Origin of the sequence: Janibacter alkaliphilus (genome assembly GCF_013408565.1) — a bacterium.
GTDB lineage: Bacteria > Actinomycetota > Actinomycetes > Actinomycetales > Dermatophilaceae > Janibacter > Janibacter alkaliphilus.
Map to the genome: position 1 here is coordinate 2,024,423 of NZ_JACBZX010000001.1, position 25,943 is coordinate 2,050,365.

Annotated in this window: 22 protein-coding genes; 17 read left to right on the forward strand and 5 right to left on the reverse strand. The window is 75.0% G+C overall.

From position 1 onward, the window contains the following. Window positions 1–19 precede the first annotated feature (19 nt). The gene (locus BJY28_RS09830; protein ID WP_179462853.1) at window positions 20–1,507 is read left to right on the forward strand and encodes a histidine kinase N-terminal domain-containing protein; all 1,488 of its coding nucleotides are present in this window, start codon (window positions 20–22) and stop codon (window positions 1,505–1,507) included. A 108-nt stretch (window positions 1,508–1,615) separates the two neighbouring features. On the opposite strand, the gene BJY28_RS09835 is transcribed toward BJY28_RS09830, so the two are convergent. Beyond that, window positions 1,616–1,864: a WhiB family transcriptional regulator gene (locus BJY28_RS09835; protein ID WP_179462854.1), complete on the reverse strand. Its 249-nt coding sequence runs from the start codon at window positions 1,862–1,864 to the stop codon at window positions 1,616–1,618. A 207-nt stretch (window positions 1,865–2,071) separates the two neighbouring features. On the opposite strand from BJY28_RS09835, the gene BJY28_RS09840 reads away from it, so the two are divergent. Further along, window positions 2,072–2,485, forward strand: a complete 414-nt coding sequence (locus tag BJY28_RS09840) for a hypothetical protein (RefSeq protein WP_179462855.1) — start codon at window positions 2,072–2,074, stop codon at window positions 2,483–2,485. Window positions 2,486–2,510: 25 nt separating this feature from the next. Continuing rightward, window positions 2,511–4,214, forward strand: a complete 1,704-nt coding sequence (locus BJY28_RS09845) for an amidase (protein WP_179464051.1) — start codon at window positions 2,511–2,513, stop codon at window positions 4,212–4,214. 139 nt (window positions 4,215–4,353) lie between these two features. Here the strand turns inward: BJY28_RS09845 and BJY28_RS09850 are convergent, their stop codons facing one another. Next, window positions 4,354–8,505: a type VII secretion EssC family protein gene (locus BJY28_RS09850; protein WP_179462856.1), complete on the reverse strand. Its 4,152-nt coding sequence runs from the start codon at window positions 8,503–8,505 to the stop codon at window positions 4,354–4,356. A 237-nt stretch (window positions 8,506–8,742) separates the two neighbouring features. On the opposite strand from BJY28_RS09850, the gene BJY28_RS09855 reads away from it, so the two are divergent. The 12 genes from BJY28_RS09855 to ftsY all read left to right on the forward strand — a co-directional run bounded on the left by BJY28_RS09855 (window position 8,743) and on the right by ftsY (window position 22,432). After that, a complete protein-coding gene (locus BJY28_RS09855) occupies window positions 8,743–9,975 on the forward strand; it encodes a TadA family conjugal transfer-associated ATPase (RefSeq protein WP_179462857.1) in 1,233 nt (410 codons plus the stop codon). Further along, on the forward strand, window positions 9,972–10,841 hold the full coding sequence (locus BJY28_RS09860; protein ID WP_179462858.1) for a type II secretion system F family protein: 870 nt from the start codon (window positions 9,972–9,974) through the stop codon (window positions 10,839–10,841). Before BJY28_RS09855 ends, BJY28_RS09860 begins: the two co-directional genes overlap by 4 nt. Beyond that, the gene (locus BJY28_RS09865; RefSeq protein WP_179462859.1) at window positions 10,838–11,791 is read left to right on the forward strand and encodes a type II secretion system F family protein; all 954 of its coding nucleotides are present in this window, start codon (window positions 10,838–10,840) and stop codon (window positions 11,789–11,791) included. The genes BJY28_RS09860 and BJY28_RS09865 overlap by 4 nt, the downstream gene beginning before the upstream one ends. A 98-nt stretch (window positions 11,792–11,889) precedes the next feature. Next, complete coding sequence (locus BJY28_RS09870) at window positions 11,890–12,111, forward strand: hypothetical protein (protein WP_179462860.1); 222 nt, start codon at window positions 11,890–11,892, stop codon at window positions 12,109–12,111. Next, entirely contained in the window at window positions 12,108–12,500 is a 393-nt protein-coding gene (locus tag BJY28_RS09875; RefSeq protein WP_343037046.1) for a TadE family protein, read from the forward strand. Before BJY28_RS09870 ends, BJY28_RS09875 begins: the two co-directional genes overlap by 4 nt. A 19-nt stretch (window positions 12,501–12,519) precedes the next feature. Further along, complete coding sequence (locus tag BJY28_RS09880; protein ID WP_179462861.1) at window positions 12,520–12,969, forward strand: pilus assembly protein; 450 nt, start codon at window positions 12,520–12,522, stop codon at window positions 12,967–12,969. After that, a complete protein-coding gene (locus BJY28_RS09885; protein WP_179462862.1) occupies window positions 12,966–13,454 on the forward strand; it encodes a pilus assembly protein TadG-related protein in 489 nt (162 codons plus the stop codon). Before BJY28_RS09880 ends, BJY28_RS09885 begins: the two co-directional genes overlap by 4 nt. Window positions 13,455–13,573: 119 nt before the next feature. After that, on the forward strand, window positions 13,574–14,899 hold the full coding sequence (locus BJY28_RS09890; protein WP_218875280.1) for an AI-2E family transporter: 1,326 nt from the start codon (window positions 13,574–13,576) through the stop codon (window positions 14,897–14,899). A 73-nt stretch (window positions 14,900–14,972) separates the two neighbouring features. Continuing rightward, on the forward strand, window positions 14,973–15,188 hold the full coding sequence (locus BJY28_RS09895) for a hypothetical protein (protein WP_179462863.1): 216 nt from the start codon (window positions 14,973–14,975) through the stop codon (window positions 15,186–15,188). Then, complete coding sequence (locus BJY28_RS09900) at window positions 15,185–17,164, forward strand: M13 family metallopeptidase (RefSeq protein WP_179462864.1); 1,980 nt, start codon at window positions 15,185–15,187, stop codon at window positions 17,162–17,164. The genes BJY28_RS09895 and BJY28_RS09900 overlap by 4 nt, the downstream gene beginning before the upstream one ends. Window positions 17,165–17,243: 79 nt before the next feature. After that, window positions 17,244–20,750, forward strand: coding sequence for an ABC transporter ATP-binding protein/permease (locus BJY28_RS09905; protein ID WP_179462865.1), 3,507 nt, complete (start codon window positions 17,244–17,246; stop codon window positions 20,748–20,750). Between the two features lie 506 nt (window positions 20,751–21,256). Further along, window positions 21,257–22,432 (forward strand): signal recognition particle-docking protein FtsY, encoded by a 1,176-nt coding sequence (ftsY, locus tag BJY28_RS16280; protein ID WP_343037169.1) that lies wholly within the window; start codon window positions 21,257–21,259, stop codon window positions 22,430–22,432. A gap of 94 nt (window positions 22,433–22,526) precedes the next feature. On the opposite strand, the gene BJY28_RS09915 is transcribed toward ftsY, so the two are convergent. From BJY28_RS09915 to BJY28_RS09925, 3 genes are read right to left on the reverse strand one after another with little or no spacing between them, the layout of a single operon-like run. Beyond that, entirely contained in the window at window positions 22,527–23,339 is an 813-nt protein-coding gene (locus tag BJY28_RS09915; protein ID WP_179462866.1) for a hypothetical protein, read from the reverse strand. Continuing rightward, window positions 23,336–23,767, reverse strand: coding sequence for a thiol-disulfide oxidoreductase DCC family protein (locus BJY28_RS09920; protein ID WP_179462867.1), 432 nt, complete (start codon window positions 23,765–23,767; stop codon window positions 23,336–23,338). The genes BJY28_RS09915 and BJY28_RS09920 overlap by 4 nt, the downstream gene beginning before the upstream one ends. A gap of 9 nt (window positions 23,768–23,776) precedes the next feature. Continuing rightward, a complete protein-coding gene (locus BJY28_RS09925) occupies window positions 23,777–24,421 on the reverse strand; it encodes a hypothetical protein (protein WP_179462868.1) in 645 nt (214 codons plus the stop codon). Window positions 24,422–24,479: 58 nt separating this feature from the next. On the opposite strand from BJY28_RS09925, the gene BJY28_RS09930 reads away from it, so the two are divergent. Beyond that, window positions 24,480–24,698, forward strand: a complete 219-nt coding sequence (locus BJY28_RS09930) for a hypothetical protein (RefSeq protein WP_179462869.1) — start codon at window positions 24,480–24,482, stop codon at window positions 24,696–24,698. 1 nt (window position 24,699) lies between these two features. Further along, window positions 24,700–25,902, forward strand: a complete 1,203-nt coding sequence (locus tag BJY28_RS09935; protein WP_179462870.1) for a hypothetical protein — start codon at window positions 24,700–24,702, stop codon at window positions 25,900–25,902. The last annotated feature ends 41 nt before the right edge of the window (window positions 25,903–25,943 follow it).

Here is a 25,943-nt window from a genome sequence, read left to right on the forward strand (position 1 = left end):
AGCCACCTAGGATCGAGCTGTGCCCAGCCTCGCCGAGATCCTCCGCACCGTCCCCGACCTCGAGCCCGCCGAGGTGGAGTGGCTGCACCTGCTCGTCGAGGACTGGCAGCTGCTGGCCGACCTCGCCTTCAGCGATCTCGTGCTGTGGCTGCCCGACGGCGCCGGCGGCTGGGTGGTCGGGGCGCACGCCCGGCCGATGACCGGGCCGATGGTCTTCGTCGAGGACCTCATCGGCTCGCGCCTGGAGAGCCCGGACCTGCGCTCGCTGGTGGACGAGGCGGTGGCCGGCTCGGCCCCCACCAGCCCCCGCCGGCACGCCCGGGAGATGCAGGACACCCTGCTGGAGCGGGCGGTGCCGGTGCGCCGGTCGGGCCGGACGCTCGCTGTGCTCAGCTGCCACACCAGCCTCGGGCAGGCCCGCCGCCGCAGCCGCCTGGAGGAGTGCTACGCGGCCATCGCCGACGACCTCCTGGCGATGATCGCCGCCGGCGACTGGCCGCACCTCGGCGCCCCCACCGGGATGCGCCGCGGCGCCCCGCGGGTGGGCGACGGGGTGATCCGCCTCGACGAGCGCGGGGCGGTGCGCTACGCCAGCCCGAACGCGGTGAGCGCGATCCGGCGCCTGGGCCACCAGGGCCCGGTGGAGGGGGAGGTGCTGGCCCAGGTGATCAGCGGCCTGCCGCGGCACGAGGGCTACGTCGACGAGGGGCTGGCGCTGGTGACGATGGGCCGGGCAGCCTGGCGGGCGGACGTCACCGCCGGCGGCGGCTCGGCGTCGCTGCGGGCGATCCCGCTGCTGACCCGGGGGCGCCGGGTCGGCGCGATCGTGCTGCTGCGGGACATCTCCGAGCTGCGTCGCCGCGAGCACGAGCTGATCAGCAAGGACCAGACCATCCGGGAGATCCACCACCGGGTGAAGAACAACCTGCAGACCGTGGCCGCGCTGCTGCGGCTGCAGTCCCGCCGCCTCGGGCCCGGCCCCGGGCAGGACGCGCTGGTCGAGTCGGTGCGCCGGGTCGGGGTGATCGCCCTGGTCTACGAGACGCTGAGCACCGGCTTCTCCGAGACCGTGGAGTTCGACGAGGTCGCCGCCCGCGGCGGGCGGGCGATCGTCGACGTGGCCACCACCACCGGCCAGGTGCACCTGTCGCTGACCGGGTCCTTCGGCCAGGTGCGGCCCGAGCACGCCACCTCGCTGGCGCTGATCCTCTCCGAGGTGCTGCAGAACGCCATCGAGCACGGGGTGCCCGGCGGCGGCGAGATCCGCGTGGACGCCCGGCGCAGCATCGAGCAGGGGCAGGACATCCTGCGGGTCTCGGTCGAGGACGACGGGGCCGGGCTGCCGCAGGGCTTCCGGCCGAGCCGGGCCGGGCTGGGCACCCGGATCGTCACCTCGATGGTCCAGGACCTCGGCGGGGAGATCCGCTGGGAGGACGGCGAAGGGGGCGGCACCCGGGTGCGCTTCAGCGCCCGGCTGGCGGCGCCGGCCGACGCCGCGCGGTCATGAGCCCGCGGTCGTGAGTCTGCGGACATGAGTGCGCGGACATGAGTCGGCGCCGCCCCGTCCGGTGACGGAGGCGGCGCCCAGGGGGCAGCGTGCTGCCGGAGGTGGGCCTCAGCTGGCCCGGCGGGCCCGGGCGTTGCGCCGCTTGAGGGCGCGGCGCTCGTCCTCGGAGAGGCCGCCCCAGACGCCGGCGTCCTGGCCGGACTCCAGCGCCCACTTCAGGCAGGTGTCGACCACCTCGCAGCGGCGGCACACCTTCTTGGCCTCCTCGATCTGAGCGATCGCGGGGCCGGTGTTGCCGATCGGGAAGAACAGCTCAGGGTCCGCTTCGAGGCAGGCTGCGCGATCGCGCCAGTCCATGGGGGTGGTGCTCCTTGTCTCGAGGGGAGAGGGAAGATGACGATGATGGTGGCCTCGCTCTAACCGAGCAAGGGGAGTCGGGTCGAGGGGCCGGTCGACGTTGACGAGGCCAGCGGGCACGATCGCCCAGGATAGTCCTGAGAGTGCCAACGGGTCGAGACCTGAAGTTGTTCCCGTGCTCCGAGGGCGGTCACCTAGCATGCTCGGGTGAGCCCCGCAGCCTCCTCCTCGACCGACCCGGCCCCCGTACCCCCGCAGGCATACACGGCGGCCGGGGTGTGCGGTTTCCAGGCGTTCCTGCTCTTCGGGGCGGCGGCCGTCTTCGTCATCGCGCTGGTCCGGGGCACCGCTGCCGAGCCCACCGAGGCGGTGATGACGCTGGTCGTCGCGCTCGTCTTCGCCACCCTGCTCGCGGTGATGGCCGTGCACTGGTGGCGCGGGTCGCGGTGGCCGCGCACCCCGACGATCGTGTGGAACATCCTCATGCTCCCCGCCGCCTTCACCCTGGCCAGCAGCAGCGGCCTCGGGGTGGGCATCCCCTTCGCCATCGTCGCCCTCGTCGGGCTGTCGGCCGCGTGGCAGACCCCGCCGCCGCAGCTGCCCGAGGACACGGCGCTGTGACCGGCGGCACCGGGTGCGCTCGCTGATGGACGTCGTCGAGGCGGGCATCGCCCGGCTGCGGGCCGCGCTGGAGGCCGGCGAGGTGACCGCCGAGGGGCTGCTCGACGCCTACCTCGCCCGGATCGCCGCCTACGACCAGGGCGGGATCCGGCTCAACGCGCTCGTCGTCCTCGACCCCGGCGCCCGGGACGCGGCCCGGGCGGCGGACGCCCGGCGGGCGGCGGGGGAGAGCCTCGGGCCGCTGGACGGCATCCCCTACACCGCCAAGGACAGCTACCTGGCGACCGGTCTGACCTGCGCGGCTGGCTCGCCGGCCTTCGCCGAGCTCGTGGCGACGAGAGACGCCTTCGCGATCGAGCGGCTGCGGGCCGCCGGGGCGGTGCTCGTCGGGCTGACGAACATGCCGCCGATGGCGAACGGGGGGATGCAGCGCGGTGTCTACGGGCGGGCGGAGAGCCCGTACAGCGCCGACCACCTCACCGCCCCCTTCGCCTCCGGCTCCTCCAACGGCTCCGGGACCGCGACCGCGGCGAGCCTGGCCGCCTTCGGGCTGGCCGAGGAGACGTGGTCCTCGGGGCGGGGGCCGGCCAGCAACAACGGGCTGTGCGCCTACACCCCCTCGCGCGGGGTGATCTCGGTGCGCGGCAACTGGCCGCTGGTGCCGAGCATGGACGTCGTCGTGCCGCACACCCGGACGATGGCCGACCTGCTGGAGGTGCTCGACGTCGTCGTCGCCGACGACCCGGACACCACCTGCGACCTGTGGCGGCTGCAGCCGTGGGTGCCGATCCCGGCGGCCTCGCAGGTGCGGCCGGCCTCGTACCCGGCGCTCGCCGAGCGGGGGAGCGGGGCGCTGGCCGGGGCGCGGCTGGGGCTGCCGGGGATGTACGCCGATGCCGACCCGGAGGCGGGCACGGGGGAGGACCCCGGCATCGGCGGGCCGACCGGTCAGCCGATCGAGACCCGGCGCAGCGTGCTCGACCTGCTCGCCGCGATGCGCGCCGACCTCGAGGCGGCCGGGGCGGAGGTCGTCGACGTGGACCTGCCGGTGGTCAGCCGCTACGAGGGGGACCGGCCGGGGATGCCGACGATCGCCACCCGCGGGCTGGTGCCGCCGGAGTACCTCGAGGTGGAGATGTGGGAGCTGTCGATGTGGGGGTGGGACGGCTTCCTGCGGGCGAACGGGGACCCCGCCCTGGACCGGCTCGCCGACGTCGACGGGCCGCAGATCTTCCCGCCGCCGACCGGGGCGCTGCCGGACCGGTACGGATCACTGGACCTCGACGTCGCCGAGTACGTCACCCGCGCGCGTGAGCAGGGAGTGGTGCAGGACCCGACGACGCTGCCGCACCTGGAGGCCGGGCTGCGCGGGCTGGAGGAGACCCGGCGGGTCGACCTCGAGGAGTGGATGGACGAGCTCGGTCTGGATGCGCTGATCTTCCCGGCGGTGGCCGACGTGGGGCGTGCGGACGCCGACACGGACGAGGAGTCGGCGCGGCTGGCCTGGCGCAACGGGACGTGGGTGGCCAACGGCAACCTCGTGCCCCGGCACCTGGGCATCCCCACGGTCACCGTGCCGATGGGCGTCATGGCCGACATCGGGATGCCGGTCGGGCTGACCCTGGCCGGCCGCGCCTACGACGACACCGCCCTGCTCACCCTCGGCTGCGCGGTCGAGGCCACCCGCCCCCGCCGCCTCTCCCCGCCCCGCACCCCTCCGCTCCCCTGAGCACGTCGCGTCACCGAGCTTTTATCGGGTTACCCGATAAAGGCTCCTTTGCGGGGGAAGGCTTCTCCGGGGAGCGAGAGGTTCTCTGCACGGAGGGCGCGCTGACGGATAGATGCTTGGCGACGTGGGGGCCTGCGGCTCAGGCGTCGGCCTGCACCAGCTGGATCTCCTCCGCCCGCCCACCCCGTACGAGGTAGCCCCGGCCCGGGACGCGGTCCAGCGGCGGGACCCGCACCCCGAGCGCGTCGCCGTCGCGGCGCTCCGCCGGCTGCAGCAGCACCCCGCACCGACCGCGGCCGACGTCGGCGACGAGCCCGCGCAGCTGGCTGCTCGCCGACATGGTCGAGCTCGTCGCGACGACGACGCCATGGTCCCGGTCGACCCGACGGGTGATCTCGCGCAGCACACCCTCGATGTCGATGCCCTCGAGCCGGTCGGCGTCGTCGACCACCACGGCGAGATCAGGATGCGCCTGACGAAGGGAGAGCAGCGTCTCGTGATCCTCGGCCGTCAGGTGCCGGTACGGCCCGTCGGGGACGGCGCCGGCGGCGACGAGCACCGTCGGGTGGCCCAGCCCGGCCAGCGCCGACGCGAGCCGGCATGCCGCCGTGCTGCGCCCCGACCGGCTCGGGCCCGCGACGAGGAAGCGTCGGGAGTCGTCGGCGGGCGACCAGGCCAGCGGCTCGGCCAGGGGTCCGCCGACACCCAGGACCAACCCTGCGCCGTCCTCGGGACACCCGTCATCATCAGGACGCTTGAGGCCTTCGTGGCGCCCGGGCTCACCGGCACGTCCGACGTCGGCAGGACGGACCAGGGTCGGCAGCGGTGCGACCACCCACGGCGCCTCGGCCACCCCTTCGGCGGCCGATAGATCGTCGACGATCCCCACCTGCGCGGCGTGGCCACCGGGCAGCGCCACACCGCGGCCGGGGACCGGCCGCTCGGGCAGCACCCCGGCCGGGATCCCGGCCAGGGCCGCATCCCCGCGATCCGGCAGGTGCAGCGCCAGCCGGGTGCTGATGAGCGAGGTGATCCGCCCGCTGAGCAGCTCGCGGCCCCCGGTGACGACCAGGCGCAGTCCCGCGCCGCCACCGTCACGCACCAGCGCCTCGATCTCCTGCCCCAGGTCTTCGAGGTCGCCGGGATCGCCCCGGGCCACGATCCGCGCCCACCCGTCGATCCCGAGCAGCAGGTGCGGCGGTCGCGCGGGGTCGTCCACCGGCCACGAGGCGAGGTCCGCGTGCCCGGCAGCACGTAGCCGCTCCTGGCGCTGGGCCACCTCGGCGCGCAGCCGGGTGAGCAACCTCCGCAGCGTCGGCCGGTCGGCCACGTCGATCACCGAACCCACCTGAGGCAGGTCAGCCAGACCCTGCAGCGCGGCCGACCCGTCACCGACCAGGTGCACCTGCGGTGCCTGATCACCGAGCCGGGACGTGGCCGCGACGATGCCCCGCAGCGCGGTGGTGCGACCGCTGCCGGGAGCGCCGACGACCATCCAGTGCCCGGAGCCGGGGGTCCATGCCAACGGTCGGCGGGTCTGCTCCTCGGGCACGTCCAGCAGCGCGAAGACCGCCCCAACGTCCTCTGGCAGTGCGCCGGCCTCGAGCCGCTCCGGCAACGGCGGTACCCAGGGACGGTGCGGCTCGGGCAGCCCCGCCTCCCGCGCCGCGGCACGCAGCGTCGGGACCAGCCGGTCGAGGTCGCTGGGCCCGACCACCGCGGCCGCGGGTGGCTCCGGCCACGGCCGCCCCACGTCGCGCACCACGAGCGGAGGCCGGTCGCCGGTCTCGGCCCGCCCGCCGATCCGCGCCGTCTGCACCGCGACCGGGGGGCCGCTGCCCTGACCGACGAGCAGCCGTCCGGGCAGGTCGTCCGGGATCGCCGCAGCCTCCCCGCTGCCGAGCACGTCGTCGCTGTCGACCTTGTCCCGCACCCTCAGGCTCAGCCGGAGGTTGACATTAGCCCTGATGTCCGGGCCGACGATGCCGCCGGGCCGCTGGGTGGCCAGCACGAGATGCACCCCGAGGGAGCGGCCCACCGCGGCGATCCGGATGAGCCGCGCCAGCACGTCCGGCTGATGCTCGGCCAGCATCCGGAACTCGTCGATGACGATGAGCAGCCGGGGCAGCGCGGTGGCCCCGGTGTACCGCTCGAGGTCGGGCGCGCCGGCGGCGGCGAGCAGCCGCTCACGACGCAGCAGCTCCGCGTCCAGGCTGGTGAGGGCACGCTGCGCCTGGTGCGGCTCGAGGTCGGTGAGCACCCCGACGGTGTGCGGCAGGTCGGCGCACGCGGCGAAGGCGGCCCCACCCTTGTAGTCCACGAGCACGAGGCTGACCTGCTCGGGGGAGCGGTGCACCGCCAGGCTGGCCACCCAGCTCTGCAGCAGCTCGGACTTGCCGGAGCCGGTGGTCCCGGCGAGCAGGGCGTGCGGTCCGTCGGTGACGAGGTCGAGGACCGCGGGGCCGTCGTGCCCGATCCCGATCGGCACCGCGAGCGAGCCAGGTCGCGACGCGGCCCACCTCCGGCGCACCTGCGCCGGGTCGAGCGGGTCGAGGTCGAGGAGGTCGAGCAGCCGCGCGCTGGCCGGCAGGTCCGCGCGCCCGGGTGCCGGGGTGGCGTCGCGAAGCGGCACCAGCGCGGCGCCGACCCGCTCCGCCCACCCGTGCGTGACGGTGTCCGGCGGCCAGGTCCGGGTCGTGGCGACCTCGCTGCCGGTCAGCCGGCCGCTCCCGTCGTCGGTGCGCACCAGGGCGCGGGTCTCGTGCGGCAGGTCTGAGGGAGCGTCGGCCGTGAGCAGCACGAGCACACCGTGCGACCCGCCGTCGGCGAGGACGTGCTGCAGCGCCGCGCTTGACCTCAGCCGCGCCGGCTCGTCGACGACGAGCAGGTGGATCGGGAGGTTCGCCGCGTCGTCGCGACGCTCGGCGGCCTCGCTGACCAGGCGAGCCAGCGCGGCCAGGACCGGCTCGGCCTCAGCGTGCCTGGCGCTGCGGGCCGAGGCGGGCACGTCCACCCGGGAGCGGACGTGCGGCACCTGCGCGAAGGGGGTCCACCAGCACCCCGGTGCACCGACGAGCGTGACCTGCAGCTCGTGCGGGGAGTGCAGGGTGAGGAGCTGCCCGAGCGCCGCACGGGCCAGACCGGCCCTGTCCGGTCCGGTCACCCCGGTCACCCGTGCCGCCGCCAGATCGAGGGTGACCGGGGCGTGGACCAGCGGCGGCCGCAGCCGCCTCCCGGCGCTGCCGTCCTGCACGACGACCGTCGAGGCGACCTCCCCGAGACCCAGCCGCACCGGCAGCTCCGCGGTGCTGGCCAGGCGACGCTCCCACAGCCGATCGTTCTCCCCGGCCGCCGCGGCGAGCACGGTCACCGGGTCGGGGTGCCGGACGAGCCGGGCGCTGCGCTCCAGGGCGAGCGCCGAGCGCAGCCGGGAGGTGGCCCGCTCTGTCTCCGCCGACCAGGTGGCCAGGTCGTCGTGGTGCTCGCGCCGTGAGGTGGAGCGGTCCCCGACGACCGAGCCGAGCAGCATGACCGGCGAGAGCAGCCCGAAGAGCAGCATCCGCGGACCGAAGAAGGCGGCCAGCAGCAGCGCGAAGGGCAACGGCGCCGCGAGCATCACCCACGGCAGACGTCGCCGCCGCGGTGGCGACGGTCGGGCGGGGTACTCGACGTGCACCTCCTCGTCGTCGTCCAGCACGACCGGGCGCGGGCTGACCAGGAGCGTGCCCTCGCCGGTCGGCCGACGACGGACGAGGCGTCGTGGGGTCGGCAGGAGCACCAGGGTGCTGCTCCCTAGCCGCCACTCCTGGCCCACCTTCAGCGTGGTGCTGCCGGTGAGCCGCGCCCCGGCGATCCGCGAGCTGTTGGTGGCCCCGAGCTCGTGCACCCGGACCCCGTCGCGGTCGACGAGCACCTCGGCGTGGGTTCGCGAGACCCCGTCGTCGCCGAGGGCGAGGTCGCAGACGGGCGAGCGTCCGACCCGGTGCTGGCCGGGCGTGAGCGGCAGGCAGCGGCCGCTGCCCGGACCGGCGACGACGGCCAGCGCCAGCGGCGCCGTCGGCAGGGACGCCCGGGGTGGTCCGCCGTCGAGCACCAGCACGGCGCCGTCCAGCAGCGGTGGGTCGCCGACCGGGTTCGACGGGTCCAGCCGCTCTCCGCCGACCCGGAGCCGGGCCGTGCCCGCGCCGAGCGCGTCGGCGAGGTCGGCGACCGTGTGACCGGGGGAGGCCCGGGCCTCGACGGTGCGGGCGGGCGCGTCCGGGCGCGCCAGCACGGTGAGTCGAAGGATCATGCGGGCGACCGTAGGTCGGGTCGGGGTCGCGGCGTCGTCGGTTGTCCACAGGCCCCCTTCTGGATCGGGCAGGACCCGGCCGGAGGGATACCCCGCCCCGCTCTGGGCCTGGTACGCCGGGGGGTAGGCCTGTGGATTCTCGAGATGCGAGGTCGGCAGAAATCGCTAGCGTCGTGGCCACGAGGACGCCGACAGGGGAGCAGGAGGCGTCGTCGCTCCGCCGAAGGGGGCACCGCCATGACGACTGCCGTGGAGACGGTCGAGGTCGAGGTTCGCGAGCTCATCCGCCGCTCGGGGCTGGACCCTGCCCGGGACACCCACGAGGTGGCCGAGCTGGTGCGCGCGGCCGTCTCCGACTACGACGAGCGCAGCCTGCACGGCAGCATGCCGCTGCTCGGCGACGTCGACGCCGCGGTGAAGTCGGTGCTCGACGTCGTCGCCGGCTTCGGCCCGCTGCAGCCCTACTTCGACGACCCGAGCGTCGAGGAGATCTGGATCAACGCACCCAGCCAGGTCTTCGTCGCCCGGCACGGGGTGGCCGAGCTGACCAGCACGGTGCTCACCGCCGACGGGGTGCGTGACCTCGTCGAGCGGATGCTCAAGACCTCCGGCCGCCGGGTGGACCTGTCCTCGCCCTTCGTCGACGCGGTGCTGCCCGACGGCAGCCGGCTGCACGTGGTCATCCCGGACATCACCCGGGAGCACTGGGTGGTCAACATCCGCAAGTTCGTCGTGCGGGCGAACCACCTCGACGACCTCGTGCGGATGGGCACCCTGACCCAGCAGGCGTCGACCTTCCTGCAGGCCGCGGTGGCCTCCGGGCTCAACGTCCTCGTCGCCGGCGGCACCCAGGCGGGCAAGACGACCTTCCTCAACTGCCTCGCCTCGGCCATCCCGGGTCGCGAGCGGGTGGTGACCTGCGAGGAGGTCTTCGAGCTCAAGCTGCCGCTGCGCGACGTCGCGGCGATGCAGTGCCGCCAGCCCAGCCTCGAGGGCACCGGCGAGGTACCGCTGAGACGCCTGGTGAAGGAGGCGCTGCGGATGCGGCCCTCGCGGATCATCGTCGGCGAGGTGCGGCAGGCGGAGAGCCTCGACCTGCTCATCGCCCTGAACTCCGGCCTGCCCGGGATGGCCACGCTGCACGCCAACTCCGCCCGGGAGGCGGTGACGAAGATGTGCACCCTGCCGCTTCTCGCCGGCGAGAACGTCGGCTCTCGCTTCGTCGTGCCCACGGTGGCCAGCTCGATCGACCTCGTCGTGCACGTCGCGCTCGAGGCCGACGGCACCCGCCGGGTGCGGGAGATCGCCGCCCTGCCCGGCCGGGTGGAGAACGAGATCGTCGAGATCGCCGATCTCTTCAGCCAGCGCGACGGGCAGCTGGCGCGTGGCGACGGCTTCCCGCCGCACGACGACCGGTTCGTCCGGCACGGCTACGACCTGGCCACGCTGCTCGCCCCGGAGCCACGATGAGCGGGGTGCTGGCCGGCCTGCTGCTGGGTCTCGGGCTCTTCTGCATCTGGTGGTCCACGTGGCCGCGGGAGGCGCAGCCCGCCCGTGCGCCACGCGAGCACCGGATCATCGAGCGCCTCGCCGACGACCTGGCGCAGGCCGGGTACCGGGGGATCGGACCGGTGACCCTGCTGGGTACGTGCGTGCTCACCTTCGCGCTCGTCCTGCTCTTCGTCACCGCGATGACCCGGGTGCCGGCGATCGCGCTGTGCTTCGCCGCGATGGCCGGCTGGCTGCCGGTGCTCGTCGTGCGGGTGCGGGCCCGCTCCCGCCGCGCCCAGCTGCGCGAGCTGTGGCCGGACGCGGTGGACAACGTCACCTCCGCCGTCCGAGCCGGGATGGCCCTGCCCGAGGCGCTGGCCCAGCTGTCGGTGCGTGGCCCGGTCGAGCTGCGGCCGGCCTTCGCCTCCTTCGCCGAGGACTACCGCACCACCGGACGCTTCAACGACTGCCTCGACCGGCTCAAGGCCCGGCTGGCCGACCCGGTCGGTGACCGGCTGGTCGAGTCGCTGCGGATCGCCCGCGAGGTCGGCGGCAGCGACCTGGGTTCGCTGCTGCGCACCCTGAGCACCTTCCTGCGCGAGGACGCGCGCACCCGCAGCGAGCTGGAGACCCGCCAGTCCTGGACGGTCAACGCCGCCCGTCTGGCCGTGGCCGCGCCGTGGATCGTCCTCGCGCTGCTGTGCACCCGCCCGGAGTCGGTGCGCGCCTACGACACCGCTCAGGGCGCGGTGGTGCTGCTCGTCGGTGCCGGGGTCACCGTGCTCGCCTACCGGCTGATGGTGCGCATCGGGCGCCTGCCGGACGAGGACAGGGTGCTGCGATGACCGAGCTGGTGCACGGGCTGGGGCCGTGGCGCAGCGGGGCCCTGGTGGGGCTCGCGCTCGCCCTGGGCGTGGCTCTTGTGCTGCGCCGGCTGCCGCACCGTCGTCGAGCCACCCTCGACGACCGGCTCGAGCCGTACCTGCGCGACACCCCGCGCCCCTCGCGGCTGCTCACCGAGCCGCAGGTCTCGCTCGCCGCGGTCATCCCGACCGTGCTGCGTCCGGTGGTCAGCGACCTCGCCGGCTGGATCGAGCGGCTCCTCGGCGGCAGCAGCTCGGTGCGCCGACGGCTGCTGCGCGCCGGCCGGGAGCCGCAGGTGGAGCAGCTGCGGGCCGAGCAGGTCGTCTACGGCTTCGCCGGGGCGCTGCTCGGCGGCCTGCTGGGCGCGGTGATGGTCACCGGCCGTGGCCGCAGCCCGGTCTTCGTGCTCGTCCTCGTGCTCATCGGCTTCGCCGTCGGCGTGGTGCTGCGCGACACGCTGCTCACCCGTCAGGCCGAGCGCCGCGAGGCCCGGATGCTCACCGAGTTCCCCACCGTCGCCGAGCTGCTGGCGCTGGCCGTCGGTGCCGGCGAAGGTGCGGTCGGCGCCCTGGAGAGAGTCGTGCGCCTCTCCCACGGCGAGCTGTCCGAGGAGCTCGGCCGGTGCCTGGCCGACGCCCGCGCCGGCGCCAACCTGCCCACCGCTCTGGCCGGTCTGGCCGAGCGCACCGGGCTGGTCAGCCTGGCCCGGTTCGTCGACGGGATCATCATCGCCGTCGAGCGCGGGACCCCGCTGGCCGAGGTGCTGCGCGCCCAGGCGCAGGACGTGCGCGAAGAGGGGCGGCGCCAGCTCATGGAGGCCGGCGGCAAGAAGGAGATCGCGATGATGGTCCCGGTCGTCTTCCTCGTGCTCCCGGTGACCATCCTCTTCGCCCTCTACCCGGGCCTGGGCTTCTTCCAGCTGCAGATGTGAGCTGACGACGTGACCCCTGCGCGCCCCTGGCCCCCGACCCCGCCCACCACCGACCAACCACCGACCGAGTCCACGAGAAGAGCACACCAGGAGAGACCATGACCGACCGACTCCTCGTCGCCCACACCCGCGCCACCGCGGCCCTGCACCGCGCCGCCGAGCGCAGCCGGGACGAACGCGGTGACGTGCCCGGATGGGTCCTCATCACGCTGATGACCGCCGCCCTGGTCACCGGGATCTGGGCGATCGCCGGCGAGCAGCTCAAGGGCATGTTCGAAGAGGCCATCAACGGCGTCACCGGGCCTGACGACGTCCGGTGACCCGGCGCCGCCTGGCTGACGACTCCGGCGCCGCGGTCGCCGAGTTCGTCATGACCTCCACCCTCGTGGTGCTGGTCTTCATGGCCGTCGTCCAGCTGGGCCTCGCGCTGCACGTGCGCAACACGCTCATCTCGTGCGCCTCCGAGGGCGCCCGCTACGGCGCCCGCCAGGGGTCCTCGCCGGAGGAGGGCGCGCAGCGCACCCGTGACCTCATCGGGCGCTCGCTGTCGGAGTCCTACGCCCAGGACGTGCGCGCCGAGGTGCAGACCACCGAGGACGGGGTCGACGTGGTCGTCGTCTCCGTCGAGGCGCCGTTGCCGGTCGTCGGACCCATCGGTCCCAGTGACGGGCTGGACGTGCGCGGGCGCGCCTTCTCGGAGGTGCAGTGAGATGACGCGGTGCAGTGACATGGCACGGTCCCTGGGACGTCGGCTGGCGGCAGAGGACGGATCCGCGGTCATCGAGCTCACCTGGCTGGGCATCCTGCTGCTGGTGCCGCTGATCTACCTCGTGCTCATGATCGCTCGGCTGCAGGCCGGCTCCTACGCGGTGGCTCAGGCGTCCCGGGAGGCCGGCCGCGCCTACATCACGGCGCCGGAGGCAGGCAGCGCCGAACCCCGGGCGCAGGCCGCGGCCGCGATCGCCTTCGCCGACCAGGGGTTCGCCGACGAGGGGCGTCTGGAGGTCTCCTGCTCGGCCGCGCCCTGCTTCACCCCCGAGGGCGAGGTGACCACGACCGCCGAGGTCGACGTGCCGCTGCCGCTCGTGCCGGAGGTGGCCCGGGACGTCGTGCCCCTGGAGGTGCCGGTGAGCGCCACCCAGGTCTCGACCGTGCCGCGCTACGAGGCGCCGCGATGACCGCCCGGCCGCGGGTGCCGGTGAGGCCACGGGTGCCGGTGGGCCTGCACGACGACGAGGGCCGGTTGACGGTGCTCGTCGTCGGACTGCTCGTCGTGGCGCTGACCCTCGTGCTCGGCGGGCTGTCGGTGACCTCGGTGCAGATCTCCCGGATGCGGCTGCTGGACGCCGCCGACGCGGCAGCGCTGGACGCGGTCGACGACAGCACCGGCCGGATCCATACCGACGGGGTCGGTGCGAGCCTGCCGGTCGACGACGCCACGGTGCAGGCCGCAGCCGCCGACACCCTGGCCGGTCGGGAGCTGCCGCCGGGGGTGACCAGCTGGCAGGTCGCCCCCGGCACCGGCTCGCCCGACGGGCAGACCGCAGTGGTGCGGATGCGCGGCGAGGCTGACCTGCCGCTGATCGGGGGGCTGATCCGCGAGCTCGGCGGCTCGGTCACCGTCACCGTCGAGTCTCGCGCGAGGGCAGGCACCACCGGCTGAGCCCGGCCGATCACCGGTGCCACCGGGCGTGGGGGAGGGCGCCGCGGACCGGGACGTGCCACCATCGACCCGACCGGACCACCTTCGCGGTGCGGTCTCGAAGGCAGGAGAGGACCACCGTGGCGACTGGCGAGCAGCACCCCGACGAGCCGACCCCGGACGCGCCGGCCCCGGCGGCCGACGACGGCCGACCCGGCTCCAGCGCCGCCCCTGAGGGCCGCGCCGACGAGGCCGCGCTCACCGCGCGGGCCGGCGACACCCTCGTCGTGCAGCGCGCCGACGGCAGCATCCACGAGCCGAACGGCGACGGCGAGCCCACGATGACCCTCGCCGAGACGATGCACGCCAGCCGCCACCACGAGCACCCCGGTGACCTCGAGCCCCCGCAGCGGATCGCGCTGCCCCCGGTGATCACCCTGCTGCTGGGCATCGCCGGCGGTGTCGTCGCCATCGCCGGGATGCGCCAGGTCAGCTCGATCGTCGCCCCGACCTTCCTCGCGGTCACCCTGCTCATCGCCGTCTACCCGCTGCACAAGGCGCTGCGCCGGGTCGTCCCCAGCGCCCTGTCCGCGCTGGTCCTGGTGATCCTGCTCTACGGCATCCTCGCCTCGCTGGTCGCCGGGATCGCGCTGGCCGCCGCGCAGTTCGCCACCGAGCTGGCCAAGCCGACCTACTCCGACACCTACAGCGACCTCGTCGACGGCGCCATCGACCTGCTCGCCGGCTTCGGCGTCACCCAGGACCAGATCATCGACGGGCTCAACAGCTTCGACCTCACCAGCCTCAGCGGGGTCGCCTCCAGCGCCGTCGACGCCCTCACCGGCACCACCTCGCTGCTGCTCTTCCTGCTGACCGTCATCATCTTCCTGGCGATGGACGCCGGCGGCTTCCCCCGCCGCATCGACGCCATCCACCGCTCCCGACCGGACGTCGCCGACGCCCTCGTCGACTTCGGCACCCGGGTGCGCAAGTACTGGATCGTCTCGACGATCTTCGGGATCATCGTCGCGGTCATCGACTACGTCGCGCTGCTCGCGCTCGGGGTGCCGCTGGCGGCCACCTTCGGCCTGCTCGCCTTCATCACCAACTACATCCCCAACGTCGGCTTCGTCCTCGGGCTCGTCCCGCCCGCCTTCATCGCCCTCCTCGACGGCGGGCTCAGCACGATGCTGTGGGTCATCGGCATCTACTGCGTCGCCAACTTCGTCATCCAGAGCATCCTGCAGCCGAAGTTCACCGGCGACGCGGTCGGCATCAACGCCACCACCGCCTTCCTCTCGCTGGTCTTCTGGGCCTTCGTCTTCGGAGCCCTCGGCGCCCTGCTGGCGATCCCCTTCACCCTGCTCGTGAAGTCGCTGCTCATCGACCGCGACCCGCGCTCGCGCTGGATCAACCAGTTCATCGCCAGCGCCCCCGACGACAGCTCCAGCGCCCAACCCGTCTGACAACCCGTCAGACCGGCGACGCCCGGTGCGTGTCGCGTTGGCGGCCGGGCGTGACATGGGTGACAATCGCGCCATGACCGTCGTCATCCTGGGGCTGCTCGGCTGCCTCCTGCTCTCCGTCATCGTCATGGGCATCGTCGCGATCCCGGCCCGTCGCGAAGGGCGCGGGGTGCTCACCGAGCGCGGCGAGCGGGTCGTCGTCAAGGTGCGTGAGCGCGCCGACTCGGCCGCCAGCCGGACCAGCAGCGCGGTGACCAGTCGTACCCAGGGTCGCCGCTCCGCCTCATGAGCGCACCGGCGGAGCCGCTGGCGCGGGACCCGCACGTCCGCCCGCAGGACGACCTCTTCGGCCACGTCAACAACCCGTGGATCGAGAGCGTCGAGATCCCCGCCGACCGCGGCCGCTACGGCGTCTTCGACATGCTCCGCGAGCGCTCCGAGGAGCAGGTCCGCGAGATCATCGAGGAGGTCTCCGCCCAGGCCGCCGCCGGGCAGACCTCGCCCGACTCCGTCGAGGGCACCGTCGCTGCGCTCTACCGCAGCTTCCTCGACGAGGAGCGCCTGGAGAGCCTCGGCGCCGCCCCGATCCAGGACCTGCTCGAGGCCGTCGCCGGCCTGAGCAGCACCGCCGAGCTGCCCGCGCTGCTCGGGCGGCTCGCCCGCGACGGCGTGACCGGCGCGCTCATGCCCTTCGTCTCCACCGACGACCGCGACTCCGACAGCTACGTCGTCTACCTCGAGCAGGCCGGCATCGGGCTGCCCGACGAGTCCTACTACCGCGAGGAGCAGCACGCGGCCACCCTCGCGGCCTACCGCGAGCACGCGGCCCGGCTGCTCGCCCTCACCGGCGCCGTCCCCGAGGAGCAGGCCGGCGCGGCCGCCGAGCGAGCGGTCGCCCTGGAGACCCGGCTGGCCGGCGCGCACAAGGACCGCGTCGCCAACCGTGACCCGGTGGCCACCTACACGAAGATGGACGCCGCCGAGCTGGCCCGGCACGCCCCCGCCTACGACTGGCAGGCCTGGGCGCAGCAGATGGGCGCCGCGCAGCCCTTCGCCGAGGTCGTCGTCCGCCAGCCCGACTACCTGACCGCGCTGTCCACCGCGCTGGAGGAGGTCGACCTCGCCAGCTGGCAGGACTGGCTGCGGCTGCGGGTCGCCGAGGCCTTCGCCGGCTACCTGCACGACGCGGTGGTGGCCGAGCGCTTCGACTTCCACGGGCGCACCCTCTCCGGCATCCCCGAGCAGCGCGCCCGCTGGAAGCGCGGCGTCTCCCTCGTCGACGACGCCCTCGGCGAGGCCGTCGGCGAGCTCTACGTCCAGCGGCACTTCCCGCCGGCGGCGAAGGAGCGGATGAGCGAGCTCGTCGGCCACCTCGTCGAGGCCTTCCGCCGCTCCTTCGCCGACTCCGCATGGATGGGCGAGGAGACCCGCGAGGCCGCCGCCGCCAAGCTGGCCGCCTTCACCCCGAAGGTGGGCCACCCCGAGACCTGGCGGGACTACTCCGCGCTGCGCCTGGACGAGAGCGACCTCGTCGGCAACGTCCGGGCGTGCGCCGCCTTCGAGGTCGACCGCAACCTCGGCAAGCTCGGCGGCCCGGTCGACCGGGACGAGTGGTTCCTCACCCCGCAGACCGTCAACGCCTACTACAACCCGGGGATGAACGAGATCGTCTTCCCCGCAGCGATCCTGCAGCCGCCCTTCTTCGACGCCGACGGCGACGACGCCGACAACTTCGGCGGCATCGGCGCGGTCATCGGCCACGAGATCGGCCACGGCTTCGACGACGCCGGCTCCACCTTCGACGGGCAGGGCAACCTGCGCGACTGGTGGACCGCCGCCGACCGGGAGGCCTTCGACGCCCGCTCCGACGCCCTGGTCGCCCAGTTCGACGGGCAGGAGAGCCGCTTCGCCCCCGGCCACGGGGTCAACGGCGCGCTGACCGTCGGGGAGAACATCGGCGACATCGGCGGCCTGGCCATCGGGCACGCCGCCTACCGGCTGGCCACCGCCGGCACCGACGCCGCCACCACCGTCGGCGACGACGGGCTCACCGGCGACCAGCGCTTCTTCGTGCGCTGGGCCACCGTCTGGTGCGGCACCGCCCGCACCGAGGAGGCCGTGCGGCTGCTGGCCATCGACCCGCACAGCCCGCAGGACCTGCGCGGCAACGCCTGCCGCAACATCGACGCCTTCCACGACGCCTTCGCCGTCACCGAGGGGGACGGCATGTGGCTGCCGCCGGGTGAGCGGGTCAGCCTCTTCTGACCAGCTCCGACCTGGCGGCAGTGCCCGGCGGAAACTCGATAGGCGCTCGTCGGTGGGCGGTCGTAGGCTGCCGCACGCCATGACCACCCTGACCCGCGACCGGACGAGCCCGCCGGCCACCGTCCCCGCCGCGCGCCGGGTCGGCTGGTCGCGGCTGCGCCACCCCAGCACCGCGCTGGCGCTGCTCACCCTCGTCGGCTTCGGCCTCGGCCAGGCGATCGGGGCGGTGCTCGCCGGACGGGTTGCCGAGGACCCCAGCGCCCGCCTGGTGCTGCTGCTCGGCGTCTGTCTCGTCGGCGGCGCCCTGCTGGACACCCTCGGCCGGGTGCTCTGGGCCGGGGTGGTCGACCGGGCCGAGGGGAGGCTGCGCGAAGACCTGCTCGACGCCGCCCTCGACCAGCCGCTGGCGGCGCTGTCGGCGACCGCCGTCGGCGAGATCCTCGACCGGGTCGACGACGACACCCACGACGTGGGCGCGCTGGCCCGCCAGCAGCTGTGGATGGCCCTGGCCGCGGTCGCCACCGGCATCCCCACCTGGATCGTGGCCTCCCTGACCTGGTGGCCCGCGTGGATCCTCTTCCCGCTCGTCGTCGCCCTCACCCTGCGGCTCATGCGGCCGCTGATGGACACCATCGCCGACCGCAAGGTCGCCGAGGAGGTCGCCTGGACCGACCACGCCGCCGCCCTGGAGGAAGGGGTCGCCGGCCGCGACGACGTCCGCACCAGTCTCGGCCAGCCCTTCGCCGTGCACCGCCTCGCCCGCCTCTCCGCGGAGGTGCACGAGCGCTTCCTCGGCGTCGTGCAGGTGGAGCGCTCGATGCTGCTGCGGGCCACCATGCTGCTGCACGGCCTGCTCGTCGCCGTGGCCGTCGTCGGCCTGGCCGTGGCGACCAGCGGCGGGATGTCGGTGGCCTCGCTGGTCACCCTCTTCCTCGTGACGACGAGCTTCGTCGGGATCGTCGGCCGGGTCGCCGAGCAGCTGCCGGACCTGCAGGCCGGGGTCGGCGCGATCGTGCGCATCCGCCAGCTGCTGGCCGTCGCGCCCGAGCCCACCGGCGGGCAGCCGGTCCCGCCCGGCCCGGTGGACCTCACCTTCGACCGGCTCGACTTCGGCTACGACGAAGGGAGCTTCGCCCTGCGCGGGATCGACCTGCACGTCCCCGCCGGGCAGACCCTGGCCCTCGTCGGCCGGACCGGCTCGGGCAAGTCCACCCTCGCCTCGCTCGTCTCCCGGGCCGTCGAGCCGGAGCCGGGCAGCGTGCTTCTCGGCGGCGTCGACGTCCGCGACCTCGATCTGCAGGCGCTGCGCCGATCGGTCGGCGTGGTCACCCAGCGCACCGAGATCCTCGGCGGCACCCTCGCCGAGAACGTCACCCTCTTCGCCGAGCGCCCCCGCGCCGAGATCGAGGCGGTCATCGACCAGCTCGGGCTCACCGCCTGGGTCGCCGGCCTCGACCACGGCCTCGACACGCCGCTGGGGCCCGGCGGCGCGGCCCTGTCGGCCGGCGAGGAGCAGCTCGTCGCCTTCGCCCGGCTGCTGCTGCGCGACGTGCAGGTGGTCGTGCTCGACGAGGCGACCGCCCGGATGGACCCGGTCACCGAGGCCCGGGTGGTGGCGGCCGCCGAGCGGCTGCTGCGCCGGCGCACCGGCATCCTCGTCGCCCACCGGCTCTCCACCATCGCCCGGGCCGACCTCGTCGCGGTCCTCGAGGAGGGGCGGCTGGTCCAGGCCGGTCCCCGGACCGAGCTGGCCGAGCGGCCCGGACCCTTCCGGGAGCTGCTGCGGGCCGCCGCCTCGGGCGACCCGGACAAGCAGGCGACCAGCGGTGCCTCGACCGCCGCGGGCACCGCGATCGGCGGCAGCCGGCGCCGGGTCGCGCCGCCGCAGCGTCCGAAGACCGGTGACGGGCCGTCGCTGGCCCGGGGCATCTGGCACGCCCTGTGGGTGCGGCCGCGCTGGGGGGTGCTCTCGGTCGGCCTCTTCCTCGGCTTCGCCGTCACCGGCGCCCAGGGCGCGCTGACCGGCTTCGCCTGGGGCCACGCCGTGCAGGCGGTCCGCGACGGCGCCACCGCCTGGCCCTGGCTGCTCGGCGTCGTGGTCGCCGTGCTGCTCGGCCCGGTGCTGCTGGCCGCGGCGATCCTGCGCTACCCGCGGTGGTGGGTCGAGGTGCTGCTGCGCACCCGGATGTCGGTGCTCGTCGGCCAGACCGCGCCCCGTCGGCTGCACCCCTCGCCGGCCGGTGAGGTCGTCGCCAGGGCGATGGACGCCGACCGCTACGCCCGCTACGCCGACCGGTGGGTCGACGTCGTCAACGGGCTGATCATCGTCGTCATCACCACGGTCATCGCCGGGTCCTGGCTGGCCGGGCTGGTGCTGCTGCTCGTGCTCATCGCCTCGGCCGCCGCCTCGGCGCTGGGCCGCCCCGTCGCCGGCCGCTCGGCGGCCGCCGCCTCGGCCCGCCGCGCCGACTTCGGCCGCGCCCTGGTCTCCACCCTCGAGAGCGCCCGCACGGTCAAGCTGGCCGGGCGCACCGACGCCCTGCGCCGGCACCTGCGCGGCGTGGACTCGGGCCGGGTCGCCGCGGCGGTGCGCGAGCACCGGGTGCAGGCGGTGCTCGAAGGGGTCCCCGTCGTCCTCGTCCAGCTCGGCGCCGTGGCCGCCTGGGCGGCGTTGCTGGCCGGCTGGTGGGGCCTGGCCACGGCGCTGCTCGTCGCCGGTGCGGTCACCGGCTTCGACTGGTTCGGGCGGGTGGCCGGGGCGGTCATCACCGAGGCGCCGGGCACCCGCGCGTGGCAGCGGACCACCAGCCGGATGGCCGGCGGGGCCGACCTCATGGACCTCCCAGAGGGCGTGGACCTGGTCACCGGGGACGCGCCGGCCCCGCCGGAGGTGGCCCGGGTGCCGCTGCAGCGGCTCGAGCTCCGCGACCTCACCGCGGTGCACGAGGACGGCACCGTCGGTGTCGAGGGCGTGGACCTCTCGCTCACCCGCGGCGAGCTGGTGCTGCTGCTCGGGCCGGTCGGCTCCGGCAAGTCCAGCCTGCTGCGGGCGCTGGCCGGGCTCGCCGACCACAGCGGTCAGATCCTGTGGAACGGCCGCGAGGTCGAGGACGCCGAGATCTTCCTGCGTCCCGGCCAGGTCGCCTACGTCGCCCAGGTGCCGCGGGTGCTCTCCGGCAGCTTCGCCGACAACGTCAGGCTGGGGCACCAGCGCCCCTTCGACAGCCCGGTCCAGGTCGCCCGCCTGGACCCGGACGTCACCACCGCCGGCGGCCCGCACGCGCTGGTCGGGCAGCGCGGGGTGCGCCTGTCCGGCGGGCAGGTGCAGCGCCTGGCGCTGGCCAGGGCGCTGGCCACCGACGCCGAGCTCATCCTCGCCGACGACGTCTCCAGCGCCCTGGACGCCAGCACCGAGAACGAGCTGTGGGCCGGCCTGCGGGCGCGCTCGACCACGGTTGTCGGGGCGACGTCGAAGCGGGCCGCGCTGGCCCAGGCGGACCGGGTGGTCGTCCTCGACGGCGGCCGGGTGGCCGCGAGCGGACCCTGGCGCGACCTCGAGGCCGACCACGGGCACCTCGCCGGCTGAGCCGCGGTCCCACGGTCGCGGCCGCTGGATTGGTCGGGGCTCGGCCGCGCTGAGATGATGAGCCGGTGATGGGAATCGACACGCTGGCCGAGTACATCGCCGTCGCCGTCGGTCTGCTGCTCCTGCTCGGGGCAGCCGGCGTCGGCCTCCTCCGCGGAGGCAGGGGCGGCACGACCAAGGAGCTGCCCGAGGAGCACCGGCCGCCGGAGCGGCCCCGCGGCACCACCGACCACCGCAGCGGCACCATCGTCCTGGACCGGCAGAGCGATCACGCCACCGGCGACCGGGGCGGTCCGAGCACCACCGAGCCTCCCGCCGCGGACGAGGCGCCCGCTGCGGACGAGGCACCCGGCGCCGCAGGGTCGACCGCTGCGCCCGAGGCGCCGCCGACCGCCCCGGAGGAGCCGGCCGCTGACACGGCACCCGGCAGCGGCACCGCGACCCCCGACGCCCGGCAGGACGCCCCGCCGGAGGCGCCCGAGGCGCCCGCCGAGCCGGCCGGGCCGATCGAGCCCGCTCCGGCCGACGCCGACGAGCGGGCCCGCACCGCCGCCCCCGCCCCCGAGCCGGCACACGACACTGAGGCGCCGATCACCGACGCCCCGGGTACCGCGGTCCCGGAGACGCCCGCGCCGGGCACCGCTGAGAGCGACCAGACCCCCGGCGCGCCGGCCGAGGACACCGCCGCCGAGGCCCCGGTCGAGGAGGCGCCGCCGGTCACCTCGCCCGAGGTGCCGGAGCAGCCCACCGAGCGGCCGGCGGCCACCCAGGACCGGATGCGCACCCTGCGCACCCGGCTGGCCCGCTCCCAGGGCGGCCTGGGCAAGGCGCTGCTCGCGCTGCTGTCCTCCGGATCGCTCAGCGAGGAGGACTGGGAGGAGGTCGAGGACCTGCTGCTGGCCGCCGACCTCGGCATCGAGCCGACCACCGAGCTCGTCGACTCCCTCCGCGAGCACGTCGCCGTCGACGGCACCACCGACCCGGACGTCGCCAAGAACTGGCTCTACGCCGACCTGCTCGCGCTCGTCGACCCGAGCATGGACCGTGGCCTGGCCGCCAGCCGGGTGGACGGGCGCCCGGCCTGCCTGCTCGTCGTCGGGGTCAACGGCACCGGCAAGACCACCACCGTCGGCAAGCTCGCCCGGGTGCTCGTCGCCAACGACCGCGACGTCGTGCTCGGTGCCGCGGACACCTTCCGCGCCGCCGCCGCCGACCAGCTCGAGACCTGGGGCGCCCGGGTCGGGGTGCCGACGATCCGCTCCGACCGGGAGGGCGCCGACCCGGCCGCGGTCGCCTTCGACGCGGTGCACGCGGCCGCCGAGATGGAGACCGACGCGGTGATCATCGACACCGCCGGCCGGCTGCACAACAAGGTCGGCCTCATGGACGAGCTGGCCAAGGTCAAGCGGGTCATCGAGAAGCAGAGCCCGATCGACGAGGTGCTGCTCGTCCTGGACGCCACCACCGGGCAGAACGGCCTGGCCCAGGCGAAGGTCTTCGCCGAGGTCGCGAACATCACCGGGGTCGTGCTCACCAAGCTCGACGGCACCGCCAAGGGCGGCATCGTCGTGGCCGTGCAGCGTCAGCTCGGGGTGCCGGTCAAGCTCGTCGGGCTGGGCGAGGGCCCGGACGACCTGGCGCCCTTCGTCCCCGAGGCCTTCGTGGACGCCATCGTCGGCTGAGCCGGACCGCCCTGGACCACGACACGGACGACGAAGGGGGCCCGCCACCGTCAGACGGTGGCGGGCCCCCTTCGTCGTGCGGAGGCGCTGCGGCTCAGCGGCTCTGCTCGAAGGTGAGGTAGTACTGCAGGTTGTCGCCGCTCACCACGGCCCAGGCCACCTCGACGTCGATCGTCGCCGTGCCGCCCCCGCTGAGCGCGGGCGCGGAGCAGATGGTGGACCGGCCCTCGATGAGGGTGAGCCCGGTGCCGCAGGTGATGTCGCTCGGGCTGTGCCCGTAGCCCTTCATCGCGTCGTAGGCCTTGCTCTCCAGCTCGGCGCTCTCCAGCCGCTGCGAGCTGTCGGTGTTGTCGGTGCCCGACGGCGGGTCCGGGACGCTCGGGGTGGTCGGCGTCGGCGTCGTCGTGGTGCTCGAGCTCGTCGGCGGGGTGGTCGTCGACGTCGGCGGGGTGGTCGAGGAGTCCGTGGTGGAGGAGTCCGAGGTGGACGAGTCGGTGCTGCTCGACGAGGTCGTCGTGGTGTCCGGGTCGTCCGAGTCGCCGTCGTTGACCGCCCAGATGACGCCGCCGGCGCAGCAGACGAGGAGGATCAGGGCGAGGATGCCGCCGACGATCCAGGCCCAGACCGGGACGCCCTTCTTCGGCGGCTCACCGCCCTGCCCGTAGCCACCCTGGCCACCGCCGGGACCGTAGCCGCCGGGCTGGCCGTAGCCGCCCTGACCGCCGCCGGGCTGCGGGCTCTGCGGCGAGCCGTAGGGGCTGGAGCCACCCTGCCCGCCCGGCTGCTGGCCGTAGCCGCCCTGACCCGGCTGCTGGCCGTAGCCCGGCTGCTGCGGGTCCTGCGGCGAGCCGTAGGGGCTGGAGCCGCCCTGCCCGGGGCCGGGCGGCGGAGGTGGGGGCTGCGTCATGGTCTCTCTCCCTGCGCGTCGGTGGCCGTGGGTCCGGCCGGGTCCGTGGTCGAGCCCGGGACGGCGCACGCGGGGGTCCCCCCGGGGAAGATGTGCCGGTTGCGGGCGACCCAACGGTAAGCCAGAGCGGCCACCCGGTCGAGGACCGGCGCGGTCAGCAGCGCGCCGAGCGGCCGTGCCCAGGGGTAGGAGGCGCGCAGCATCCGGGCCACCGCGGCGTGACCGGAGGCGATGCTGCCGTCCGTCGCCACCCACTGCAGGGCCTCGTCGCACTCCGCCTGGGTCAGGCCCAGGGCATCGAGGTCGAGGGCCTGGCTGGGGGCCACGTCGAAACGCTCCGGCTCGGGGCGGAAGCGCCGCTCCACGAGGCTCGCCGCGCGGGTGCACATGCCGCAGTCGCCGTCGAAGACGAGGACAGGTCGTCGCATCACCCGAGCCTACCCGCGCACCGGGACCTCGCCGCCGAGCGTCCAGCCCTCCCGCAGCGGCAGCCGGTCCCCGCTCCAGAAGACCCCCGGGTCGTACCAGCCGGTCGGCACGTCGCCGTCCAGCAGACCCATCTCCTCGAAGGTGGCCCCGACCACCTCGGCGCAGTAGGCCACCTCCGGGCGCATCCCCTTCGCGCGGTCCTGGCGGCGGGAGAGGTGCGCGTCCCGCCCGCGCAGCCACCGCCAGGCCAGCCGCCCGGTGAAGGGGAAGGAGACCCCGTCCAGGCGGGCCACCGCCCGCAGCGCCCCGTCCTCCTGGGCCCGGCCGGCCTCGGGCAGCAGCTGACGCACCCAGGCGCGCTGCCGATAGGTCGTCTGCCAGCGCAGCACCGCCTCGCGCAGGTCGTGCAGCTGCACCCCGCGGTGGCGCTCGCCGGTCCACACGTCCGGCAGCGACCGCCCCAGCTCGGCGTGCCACATCAGCGGCGGCAGGTCCTCGAGCACCAGCGCCATCCCGACATGGTTCACCGGGCTGTTCGTCGCCGCCTGGATCGCCCGGTCCGCCACGCTGCGGCCGCGGAAGATCCACACGTCCCCGGTGCGCGCCGCGGCCACCGCCTCGTCCAGGGTCAGCCCGTCGCTGCTGCTCGCCATGCGGCCCATCCTGCCCGGTCACGGCACAGCCCGTCGGCGGCCAGGGCAGGATGGGCGCATGGCTCTGCGACGCCCCGCTGCCCGACGCCCCCCTGCCCGGCTGGTCAAGGCGCTCGGGGTCGCCTCGCTCGTCGGGGTCGCGGCCACCGGCGCGGTGGTCGCCCGCGGCGAGCGGCAGCGGCGCAGCTACACCCCTGAGCAGGTCCGTCGGCGGCTGCACGAGCGGCACGCCGAGACGGTCGACCACGACGGCCCGGTCCTCGGCGCCCCGGACTGACGTGGCCGCCTCCCGGCTGCGTCGCGTCGGCCGTGGGCTGCGGCTGGTCGTCGTGCTGATCCTCGTCGCGGTCGCCGCGCGGATCCTCTGGTGCGGCTACGGCCCGCACGACCCGGACGTCGGTGCCCAGGTCCGCTTCCTCGACGCCGCCGTCGACGACGGCGCCGGGGAGTCGATGCAGCAGCTCTTCCCCGAGGGCGAGTACTTCCTGCTCGTCCTCAGCGGGCTGGCCGCCCCGGCCGACGACGAGCTCACCGAGCCGCAGCAGGTGACGGTCATGACCGAACGGCTGGAGCGCATCGGGCAGAGCGAGGTCAGCGCTCCCTTCGCCGGCTCCGCCGGGACCGAGCACGGCGCCTTCTACCACGGGTGGACGCTGCTGCTGGAGGTCGAGCGGGCCCGGCTCAGCGGCGAGCAGCCGCACCGTCAGCGGGTGCGCGAGCAGGCCGAGCGCCTGGCCGACGCGCTCGCGGAAGCCCCCAGCGGCTACCTGGAGTCCTACGCCGGGCAGACCTGGCCGGTCGACAACGTCGTCGCCGCGGCCGCCCTCGCCCGCGCCGACGAGCTCCTCGGGCTGCCGGAGGTCGGGCGCACCGTGGCCGCCTGGCCGGAGCGAGTCGCCGCCACCCGCGACCCCGGGACCGGGCTGCTGCCGCACCAGGTGGACGGCCAGGGACAGACCCTCGACGGGCCACGCGCCACCTCGCAGTCGCTGATCCAGCTCTTCTGGCCCGAGATCGACCCGGACACCGCGCCGGAGCAGTGGCAGCGGTTCGTGGACACCTTCGTCGACCGTCGCGCCGGACTGGTGGGCGTCCGGGAGCACCCGAAGGGGGTGGACCGCGGCGGCGACGTCGACTCCGGGCCGCTGGTCCTCGGCGTCTCGCTCAGCGCCACCGTGGTCACCCTCGGCGCCGCCCGGGCGCACGGTGACCTGGACCTGGCCGAGGACCTCTCCCGGGAGGGCGAGCTGCTCGGGCTGCCCCTCCAGCTGGCCGGGCAGCGCCGCTACGCCGGCGGGGTGCTGCCGGTGGGCGACGCCTTCCTCGCCTGGGCGCGGACCGTGCCGGCCGCCGAGCCGGAGGTCGACAGCGGCGCCCCGGCGCCGTCGTGGTGGGCGTGGGCGCTGCTGCCGCTGGGGCTGGCCGCGGTGATCCAGGTCGCACCCCGGGTCTCACGCCGTGGGACGGTGCGCTCGCCGTAACACGACCCTTACCTGCGACCCCTGGCCGTAACACCGGCGAA